The sequence below is a fragment of the Mycobacterium sp. genome (genome assembly GCF_049281135.1).
In the GTDB taxonomy this organism is placed as follows: Bacteria; Actinomycetota; Actinomycetes; order Mycobacteriales; family Mycobacteriaceae; genus Mycobacterium.
In genome coordinates this window covers 1-8,672 of the sequence record NZ_JBAPRN010000312.1, presented here as the reverse complement: position 1 = coordinate 8,672, position 8,672 = coordinate 1, and the positions used below count along the sequence as shown (strand labels likewise).

Here is an 8,672-nt window from a genome sequence, read left to right as displayed (position 1 = left end):
CACTCCGAAACCTGGAATTGGAAAAGCGGGGAAACGGCTGTGCTGCAATTTGTTTCGGTCCACCGCGTCGAAGACGGCAAGGTGACGCTGTGGAAGGACTACTGGGACATGGGCGGCATGACCGCGCAGGCGCCGCCGACCTGGTTGGAGGATCTCGGGACCGCTGACACGTCGTGGATTTTCGACGCGACGGGACTCGTCTGACCGCCTTGCCTTTCAGCTCGAATGTTCGAGTTCGGTTCGGGCCTGGTCGATGTGGTCGTACGCGTAAGTCGCCATGACTGCGGTGGTCATCGCCCCACCCTTATCGGCGAGCGATTGGTAGGTCGCCTCTCCGAGCACATCGCGAAGGTGGGTGATCGCGGTGTTGAATTCGGGCACGAACGTGCTGGTGAACGGGCTGAGGGCAAACCCGGCGATGGTGGCCGCCGGTTCGTGGCGTCCGAGGCGCTGGAAAAGGGCGGCGAGGATCGCGAGGGCGCTGCCCAACCCGGTGGTGTTGCCCGCGTCGTGGTAGTTGCGGATCGCCAGGGAGACGTGGTCGAGCGCGGCTAGCGGGTCGCCGTGTTCGGCCTCGAGGCTGGAAAGTCTGCCCGCCAGCGCCGTCTCGCTGAAGCGGTTGCCGCTGTCTTGGGCGATCAGCAGGCCTCGGCGCGTGGCGTCCAGCGCTGCGGGGGGATCCGCGTCGCGGAACGCGCGGGAGTGGGCGTAGATCGCATACGAGAGCGCAAAGGGGTTGTGGGTGGCGTCGGCAGCATCGATCAGGCCGTTCGCGGCGACCCTCGCCTCCTCACCGCAACCGGCGGCCGTCAGTGCGAGGACCAGGGATGCCCGGGTGAGTGTTCGGGTGTCGCGGCCGCGTGCGAGCTGGGTGCGGCACCACTCGACGCTTCGGTCGGGCTGGCCGATGGCCAGGTATGCGCCACCAAGCCCGCCCTCGAGGCCAAACGGCACCTCTTCGTGGCGGCCACCGTCGATCACAATCTGGGCTGCGTCGCTGTAGCCGACAGCCGCCTCGATTCGTCCGGTGTTGTAGCACAGCGACGCAATCACGTACACGGTCGCGAGCCGGGGATGCTCGACGGCGTGGGCGGGTTCGATGAGCTCTTCGCCCCAGGCAATCGGCTCATAATTGACGAGCAAATAACCGAGCAACGTCGCGTAGGTGGCGATGGTGGCGGCGACATCGAGATCGCCGTGGTCGGCGGCCCAGCGAAACGCGGTGCGCAGGTTGGCCAGTTCGATCGTGAACCAGTCGTAGGCTTCGCGTTGTCGGGGGCTGTCCCACAGGGCCAGGATGTCGGGTTCGCGTTCGGCGAAGTAGCGCGAGTGGGCGGCCCGAATCTGCGATGCAATGCCGCGGGCGACAAGTTGTTCCTCGGCGAACTGGCGGATCGTCTCCAGCATCGCAAACCGGGTCCGCGCCGAAGACCGGTCGGCGACCAGCAGTGACTTACGCACCAGCGCGTCCAGCAGGTCGAGGGTGGCGAAGTCGTCATCGGAACTCATGACGGCGCAGGCACTTTGGAGGTCGAATCCGCCGGCGAAGACCGAACACCGATTCAGGAGCGCCCTTTCCGGCTCGTCGAGCAGGTCGTAGGACCACGCGACGGCGTGGCGCAAGGTGTGGTGGCGTTCCAGAGCGCGCCGCGAGCCGACCAGCAACCGGAACCGCTGATCCAGACGATCACGCACCTCGCTCACCGTCATCGACGCCATCCGTGAAGCCGCCAGTTCGATGGCCAGCGGGATCCCGTCGAGGCGGCGGCAAATCTCGATGACCGCCTCCGCCTCATCAGTTGTGGCCATAGAGAACCGAGGGGCCACGCTGTGTGCCCGTTCGACGAACAGATTGACGGCGGCAGAGTCGATGCCCGCACCGACATCCAACGACGGCACCGGCCACAGTTGCTCGTCGGTCACCCCGAGTCCTTCTCGACTGGTGGCGATAATCCGCACGGTCGCCGAGTGCGCGAGGATGGCCTCAATGAGATCAGCTGCGGCGTCGAGAATGTGTTCGCAGTTGTCGAAGACCAGCAACCGCAGCCTGCCCTCCAAAGCGGAGGCCACCGACTCGGTTACTGTCTTGCCCGGTTGTTGGGTGATGCCCAACACCGCGGCCACCGCGTCGGGTACCGCGGCGGGGTCGGTGACCGCGGCCAGCTCGAAAGACCATACACCGTCTGGGAATTCGTCGATCAGCCGCGCCGCCACCTCGGTCGCCAGGCGGGTCTTGCCGACCCCGCCCACCCCGGTCAGCGTGACCAGCCGGTGAGCCTTTACCGCGGCGTGAACCTCGCCGGCCTCGGACTCGCGCCCGATGAAGCTCGTCGTCGCAGCGCGCAGGTTCCCCGGACTCACATCCACTGCTCGCAGGGCCGGGAATTCCGTCCGTAACCCTGAGGCTCGGACCTGGAACACCTCAACAGCCGTGGGTAGATCCCGCAACCGCCGCGGCCCCAAATCCACCAGATCAACTCCGCTGAGCAGACCCGCCGTCGAATCGGCCAACAGGATCTGCCCGCCGTGGCCGGCGGCCATCACGCGGGCGGCCCGATTCAAAACCGCTCCGAAGTAATCCCCGTCTCGCAGCTGGGCTTCGCCGGTCGCCAGTCCCATCCGCACCGGCAACTCCAGCTCGCGCTGCGCGGCCACGGCGGCATCCACCGCCGAGCGCGGCGAGGCGAACACGGCGCACACCCCGTCACCGGTGTGTTTGAACAACCAGCCGCCGTGCGCCTCGATCTCCTTGCGCAATACCTCGTCGTGGGCAGCGAGGGCGATGCGCATCGCGTCCGCGTCGGCTTCCCACCGACGGGTCGAACCCTCAACATCGGTGAACAAGAACGTCACAACACCCGAAGGAGCGGACACCTCTGCAGAATGTCACAACCGACCCTGTTTTCACGTCGAACATCGCAGGACGGCCCCGACGCTATCGTCCTCATTCAGCCGAAAGGGACCGGAGTTCCTCGAGCGCCTTTGCGGACTCGCTGCCCGGCTCGGCGTAGAAAATCAGCAGATGCTGCCCACCGGCATGGGGCACATCGAGGCTCGTTCGGTGGAGATAAAGCTCGCCAACTCGGGCGTGACGCATGTGGATGATGCCGGGGCGGTACCCGACATCCGCGCGCGCCCACAGCTCGCGGAAGCGCTGACTGGCAGCTGAGAGCTCGTCGATCAACGCCCGCAACCGAGGATCACTTTGATCGCTCCCGACAACATCGCGTAACCCACTCACCGCTATTGCGGTCGCCTCATCCCAATCGACATAGAGCTCGCGGGCCGCGGGGTCGAGAAGGCGCCAGCGAAGGAAGTTTTCGCCAGGTGCGAAGCCGGGTGACAGCGCTTGGGCGCAGGGATTCGCGGCCAGCACGTCCTGGCATCTGCTGGCCACGATGGCCGGCATTAGAAACTGATCGATGAGTTTGTCGAGCCCGTTCGCGACTGTCTCTCCAGCGGGGTGCGGCCGGCTTCTGACCGGCGCGCTGGCCAGCCTGTGCAGGTATTCCGTCGCTTTGACGTCGAGCCGCAGAGCGTGCGCGAGCGCGTCCACAACTTGTGCTGATGGACGGGTGTCACGGCCCTGCTCGAGTCGTAGGTAGTAGGCGGAGCTGATGCCGGCGAGGGTTGCGAGCTCCTCGCGGCGCAGACCCGGAACGCGCCGACGCGCACCAGCGGCCAAGCCGACCTCTTCGGGACGAACCTGTTCGCGGCGCGCACGCAGATAATCACCCAGCGCGCTGGGCTTGGGTCGCACCGCCTGATGGTAAGGCTGTCCCCGCCACTACCACGATTAATTGGGACTGGCTGCCGATCCGTTTGCCGGAATTCGCAGCGTGCGGGGTGCGCTCATGCTTGGCACAAGTATCGGCTCACCCACAATAAGGAGGACGCGATGTCCACAATCCACTTCCACCAGACGACAACCTCAACCCCTGAGCAGTTCGTTGCGGGGCTCACCGACTTCGGACCGGGCCGCTCCAAGTTGTTCCCGAACAGCGCGGATGGATACCTCAAGGTGCATCATCTGAGCCCGGCTGATGCCGACGTCACCGAGGGCTCGGGCGGCATCTGGGAGCGTCTGCATTACGACTGGTCCGACCGCAAGCACGTCAAGCTGACGACCACCGACTCCAACATGTTCGGCGGCGCGTCGGGCTACACCTACACCCTGACGCGGCAGTCCGACGGAATGACCGATGTGGATGTCGCCATCGTTCGCCAAGGCAAAAACCTGAGGGGCAAGGTACTCGCGGGCGTGCTCGGAACCGTCGGAAAGCGCTCGCTGGGAAAGGCGTTCGTCACCAGCGTCAAGGCCATCCAAGCCCGTAGCGGCGAAAGCGTGGCGGAGGTTTAGTAGAAGGGCTCGCGGCGTCCACCGCTGCCCGTTGATCTACGTGGCAGTGCGGGGCGCCAGAGCAGGTTCACCTGCGGGAAAGGCAAAAAGATGATCGACACCGAAGAGTTGTTCCTGATTACTGGCGCCACTGGCAACACCGGTGCCCGCACTGGAGTTGTGACGCGAACGCGGTCGACGTGTCCGCGCGCTCGTGCACTCCCTTGACGGGCGCGCGGATCGGCTGCGTGAACTGGGCGCCGAAGTCGTGCAAGGCGATCTACTCGACTTTCCGGCAGTCAGCGCCGCCACAGCCGGGGTCAGCGCCGCCTACTTCAACTACCCGGTAGCCCCTGGCTTGGTGGAGGGCACCGCGAACTTCGTGCAAGCGGCCAGCGAGGCCGGCGTGCACGCGGTGGTCAACATGTCACAGATCCCGGCGCGCCGAGAAGCCAAGAGCAACGCTGCGCGGGCGCATTGGATCGCCGAGCGGCTGCTGGATCGCAGCGCGCTGATTACCACGCATCTGCGGCCTACGTTCTTCACGTTCTTGCTGAATATGTTCTGGATCCGGGAAAACGATCATGGGATCTATCGGCTGCCCTTCGCCGATGCCCGCTTCGCCCCCATCGACGCCGCCGATCAAGCCCATGTCATCGCGGCCATCCTGCAAAACCCCGACCCGCATGCCCGCCAGACTTACCAATTGTTCGGCGCCGAAGAACTCAACTGGTATGAAATCGCCGCGAAAGTTCAAGAGACCGTGGGTATCCCGGTGCGCTACGAGCCCACCGACATTCCTACCTTCGCGGCCGGCCTGACCGCCGCCGGCGCCTCGGCACATTTCGTGCAGCACATCAGCGCCGTGGCACAGGACTACCGCGACGGCATCTTCGCCGGCATTAACAATCTCGTCGAGGTGGTCGGGGGCATCAAACCCATCACCGTGGAGGATTACGTGGAGGCAACCCGCTCCCAGTTCGAAACAAGCGGTAGCCCTCGTCGATGAGTACGAATGTGGTTGACATGATTGATTAGTCAACCGCCGAGCTCGGCAAGTCGCTTGAGCCGCTTGAGGGTATCGGCTGCGATACGACCCACCTGGCCCACCGCGACACGGTCAGCGATATAGCCCCAAATCCCACCGGGCGCCTGGTACGACAGCCGGAACGTCACCTTGGTTTGGCCATTCCCCGCGTCGCGCAACCGGATCCGACCGCGCAGCGTCACCCCGGTGATACCGACCCACGCCAGGTCGCGTCGGTCGTCGAACTCCACCACTTCCATCAGCCCGCCGACCGGCACCGAGCCGACCTTCCAGTGGACGAAATAGCGGGCGCCGACACCCAGCGGCCGGTCGTTGGCGCTCTCCCAACGCTCCAGGCGCGTCATGAAGGACGGGTAGCTGTCCGGATCGCCGACGATTTTCCAGACCGCGTCGCGGTCGGCATCGATGACATTGCGGCGTTCGACGCGCATCAGCCGATCACCGGGAATCGGCGTCGGGCAGCAAGGCGGTCGACACCGGCCTGCAGGCTGGCCATCACTTTGTCGTGCACCGCCTGATCGTCGCCGTCCACATCGATCGGATGCTGCACTTCGATGGCGATCTTGGTGGGCAGCGGGATGTGGCCGGCCAGGTCACTGATATTCAGGCCCCAAGGCAGCGCAATAGAGATCGGAATACTATTGAGCCGCAACAGTTTGTCCGCCATCAGCAACTTGGCCAGCCCCTGTCCGCGGGACAGGAACAACGCGGCTTCCTGGCCGCCAACGCTGGCCACCGGCACGATGGGCACGCCGGCTTCGCGCGCCAGCTTCACGTAGCCCATGCGGCCGTCGAAATCGACCTTGTGTCGTTCCCAGGATGGCCGGAAGACTTCATAGTCCCCGCCGGGGTAAACCAGCAGTGCGGCTCCGGACTCCAACGCCAATCGCGCGTTGTCAGGGTTGGCCGCGACGGTGCCGAATTTGCGCAGCCATCCCAGCGGCGGCGCCGATACGACGAGGTTGTGCGCCAGCTGATAGAACGGCCGCTCAACACCGAAATAGGAGCAGAACGCCAGCGTGAAGACGAAGGTGTCGGGTGGGACATTGCCCCCGCTGTGGTTGCCGACGAGCAACACCGGCCCCTCTGCGGGAATTCGGTCGAGGTGCTGCACGTCGGCCCGGAAATACAACGACGCCAGCAGCCATGTTCTGGGCAGCTGGTCGCGAATGTAGTCGGGGTCGCGTTGGTCCAGATCAGCCTTTGGGACCCGCGATGCGACCTGCTCCCGCACCCAATCCTTGAGGTCGCCCAACGTCGCCATAGGCGCTCTATACCCGATTCATGCATCGCCCAACCGATAGATACGGGCGGCGTTACGGTGAGCGATGAGGTCGACGACGCGCATCGCGTCGCTCACACTCCAATCGCCGGCGTCCACGAATCCGCTCAGCACTAGCTCGATGCCGTTGCGCCACAACGCAGTACCAAGGTAGTGCAACTCCGCCGGGCCGAATCCGTCCGACGAGTAGACGATCTTGCGGAACGGCGCCAGCTCCAGGAGTCGGGCGATGAATGCCGGTGACCGCGCGCCGAGGTGGTTGACGCTCAGACCGCCGTCCAGGTAGACGTTGTTGAACGCTTGGGCAAGATAGCCGGCCTCCCGCTCGTAGGGATAGCAGTGCAGCAGCACGATCGGGGTATCGCCGGACTGGCGCAGAAAGTCGAGCAGTAGCAGCGGGTTGGCCTTGTGCAGATCGCATTCTCGGTCGCCAAAACCCACATGGAATTGCAGTGGCTTGCCCACCCGCAGTGCCTGATGCAGCCCGAACCGCAGCAGAACTCGATCGTCAAGGCGACGACCGCCGTCGTCGCGCCATCGGGCAGCCGCGGCCGCGACCTCGGCCGCCGACGGCTCGGTCAGGTCGCCGTCGAAGCCACCGCGGTAAGCCAGGACGGACTTGGTTCCCACTGCGGTTCTCATACGACGTCTCAGGATTTGTTCGAATGCTGAGACGTAGTCACCTGGGGAATCCGCGGCCTGTTCGGCCACCTGTTCGAGGCGGACCACCTCGTGGGCGCGGTTCGCGGACACATCGGCGACCTGTGGCGGCTCCGCCACGCCGCTGGCGTAGCCGGTGTCGATCAACCAGTCGCTGACCCCCGCGGCGCCCAGAAAGATCTGCGCCAACTCGACTTCGGTGTGGTGGCTGCGGCGTTCCCAATAGTCCGCCGGCTCAGCGTGCCGCGGGAGATCCAGCAACGGTGCGCAGTGAGCACGCACGGCGAAGCCCAGTTGCGTGTCGAATCCAGAGTCGAAGGCGGCGAGCGGCTCGACGTTGGCCTCGTTGAGAGCATTCTCAAACCGCGACCGATCCCCCGCTGACAGCCAGCAACCGTGCGCGTGCTGGTCGATCAACGGAACGTCCGCGATATGTTCCGCCAGAGCCGACACCGTCATACGCTCCAAGCCATCCGGAACTTGTCGGCCAATTGTTCGCGGTTGAGGTGGGCGTAATGCTCATGCTCGAAGCGCCGCACTGCGACCACGACGTCGACGGCCGGATCGCCGAGAATGCTGCGCAGTCGTTGCGAATTATCCAGTGCCGCAATGGTGTGCGCCTGCACGGTGGACAGACGGGTAATGCCGGCGCGATTGCGCTCCGCATCGCTCAGTGCTGCCGGGTCGACCTTCGTCTCGGCGGGCAGCACGGCTTTCTGCTTGATGCCGTCCAGCGCCAGGCCAAGGACGGTGGCTGTTGCGAAATACGGGTTGGCCGACGGATCGACGACCTTGACCTCGAGGTTGCCGCCGTATGGGTTGCCGGGCCCGCCGACGACGAAGCGCAGGGCTGCTTCTCGATTCTCAGCGCCCCAGCAGACGTAGGCGCCGGCCCAATTTCCGGGTTGCAGTCGCAACCCGGAAACAATCGACCCGCACAGCATCCCCTGCGCCTCCGGCAGCGCTTGCAGTAATCCCGCGACCGCGCTTTCACCCTTGCTCGTCATGCCGTGAATACCCGCGCCTTCAGAGAACAGCGGGCCGGTTGAGTTCGTCAGTGAGAAGTGTTGGTGGGCACCGCATCCGGCACTGCCGACGAATGGCGCTGGCGACAGGCTGACTCGCACGCCGTAGCGCCGCGCGATGCGGCCGATGATGATTCGGGTCAGCACCAGCTGATCGACCGCGGCTACAGGTGATTGCGGTGTCAGCGAGATCTCGAATTGATTGGCCCCATACTCGGGGTGGAACTGCTCGATCGCGACACCGGACACTGACGTCGCAGCGATGACGTCGCGAACGAACGCCTCGTGTTCGAGCAAACCGGCCAGTCCGTACTGTGC

At 64.9% G+C, this 8,672-nt stretch carries 8 protein-coding genes and 1 pseudogene; 3 read left to right on the top strand and 6 right to left on the bottom strand.

Going from position 1 to position 8,672, the window contains the following annotated elements; all coding sequences use genetic code 11:
• Positions 1 to 204, top strand: a pseudogene (locus tag WAN02_RS12690) (nuclear transport factor 2 family protein); the annotation flags it as partial.
• A gap of 12 nt (positions 205 to 216) precedes the next feature.
• On the opposite strand, the gene WAN02_RS12685 reads toward WAN02_RS12690, so the two are convergent.
• Together WAN02_RS12685 and WAN02_RS12680 are read right to left on the bottom strand one after the other, a co-directional pair.
• Entirely contained in the window at positions 217 to 2,874 is a 2,658-nt protein-coding gene (locus tag WAN02_RS12685; protein WP_422264524.1) for an ATP-binding protein, read from the bottom strand.
• A gap of 70 nt (positions 2,875 to 2,944) precedes the next feature.
• Positions 2,945 to 3,760: a helix-turn-helix domain-containing protein gene (locus WAN02_RS12680; protein ID WP_422264523.1), complete on the bottom strand. Its 816-nt coding sequence runs from the start codon at positions 3,758 to 3,760 to the stop codon at positions 2,945 to 2,947.
• A 138-nt stretch (positions 3,761 to 3,898) separates the two neighbouring features.
• On the opposite strand from WAN02_RS12680, the gene WAN02_RS12675 reads away from it, so the two are divergent.
• Positions 3,899 to 4,360 carry a hypothetical protein gene (locus WAN02_RS12675; RefSeq protein ID WP_422264522.1) on the top strand — a complete coding sequence of 154 codons (462 nt, stop codon included), beginning with the start codon at positions 3,899 to 3,901 and terminating at the stop codon, positions 4,358 to 4,360.
• A 193-nt stretch (positions 4,361 to 4,553) separates the two neighbouring features.
• Positions 4,554 to 5,348 carry an NmrA family NAD(P)-binding protein gene (locus WAN02_RS12670; protein WP_422264521.1) on the top strand — a complete coding sequence of 265 codons (795 nt, stop codon included), beginning with the start codon at positions 4,554 to 4,556 and terminating at the stop codon, positions 5,346 to 5,348.
• A 29-nt stretch (positions 5,349 to 5,377) separates the two neighbouring features.
• Here the strand turns inward: WAN02_RS12670 and WAN02_RS12665 are convergent, their stop codons facing one another.
• The 4 genes from WAN02_RS12665 to WAN02_RS12650 all read right to left on the bottom strand — a co-directional run.
• A complete protein-coding gene (locus tag WAN02_RS12665; protein ID WP_422264520.1) occupies positions 5,378 to 5,818 on the bottom strand; it encodes an SRPBCC family protein in 441 nt (146 codons plus the stop codon).
• A complete protein-coding gene (locus WAN02_RS12660; protein WP_422264519.1) occupies positions 5,818 to 6,651 on the bottom strand; it encodes a lysophospholipid acyltransferase family protein in 834 nt (277 codons plus the stop codon). The genes WAN02_RS12665 and WAN02_RS12660 overlap by 1 nt, the downstream gene beginning before the upstream one ends.
• A gap of 18 nt (positions 6,652 to 6,669) precedes the next feature.
• Entirely contained in the window at positions 6,670 to 7,788 is a 1,119-nt protein-coding gene (locus WAN02_RS12655) for an amidohydrolase family protein (protein ID WP_422264518.1), read from the bottom strand.
• On the bottom strand, positions 7,785 to 8,672 hold an 888-nt coding region (locus WAN02_RS12650; RefSeq protein WP_422264516.1), incomplete at its 5' end, for a glutamine synthetase. The genes WAN02_RS12655 and WAN02_RS12650, both read right to left, overlap by 4 nt.

Bases quoted from the DNA above. Each gene is read 5' to 3' on its own strand.
- WAN02_RS12675 (WP_422264522.1), top strand. From the start codon at position 3,899: ATGTCCACAATCCACTTCCACCAGACGACAACCTCAACCCCTGAGCAG.
- WAN02_RS12665 (WP_422264520.1), bottom strand. From the start codon at position 5,818: ATGCGCGTCGAACGCCGCAATGTCATCGATGCCGACCGCGACGCGGTC.
- WAN02_RS12660 (WP_422264519.1), bottom strand. From the start codon at position 6,651: ATGGCGACGTTGGGCGACCTCAAGGATTGGGTGCGGGAGCAGGTCGCA.
- WAN02_RS12655 (WP_422264518.1), bottom strand. From the start codon at position 7,788: ATGACGGTGTCGGCTCTGGCGGAACATATCGCGGACGTTCCGTTGATC.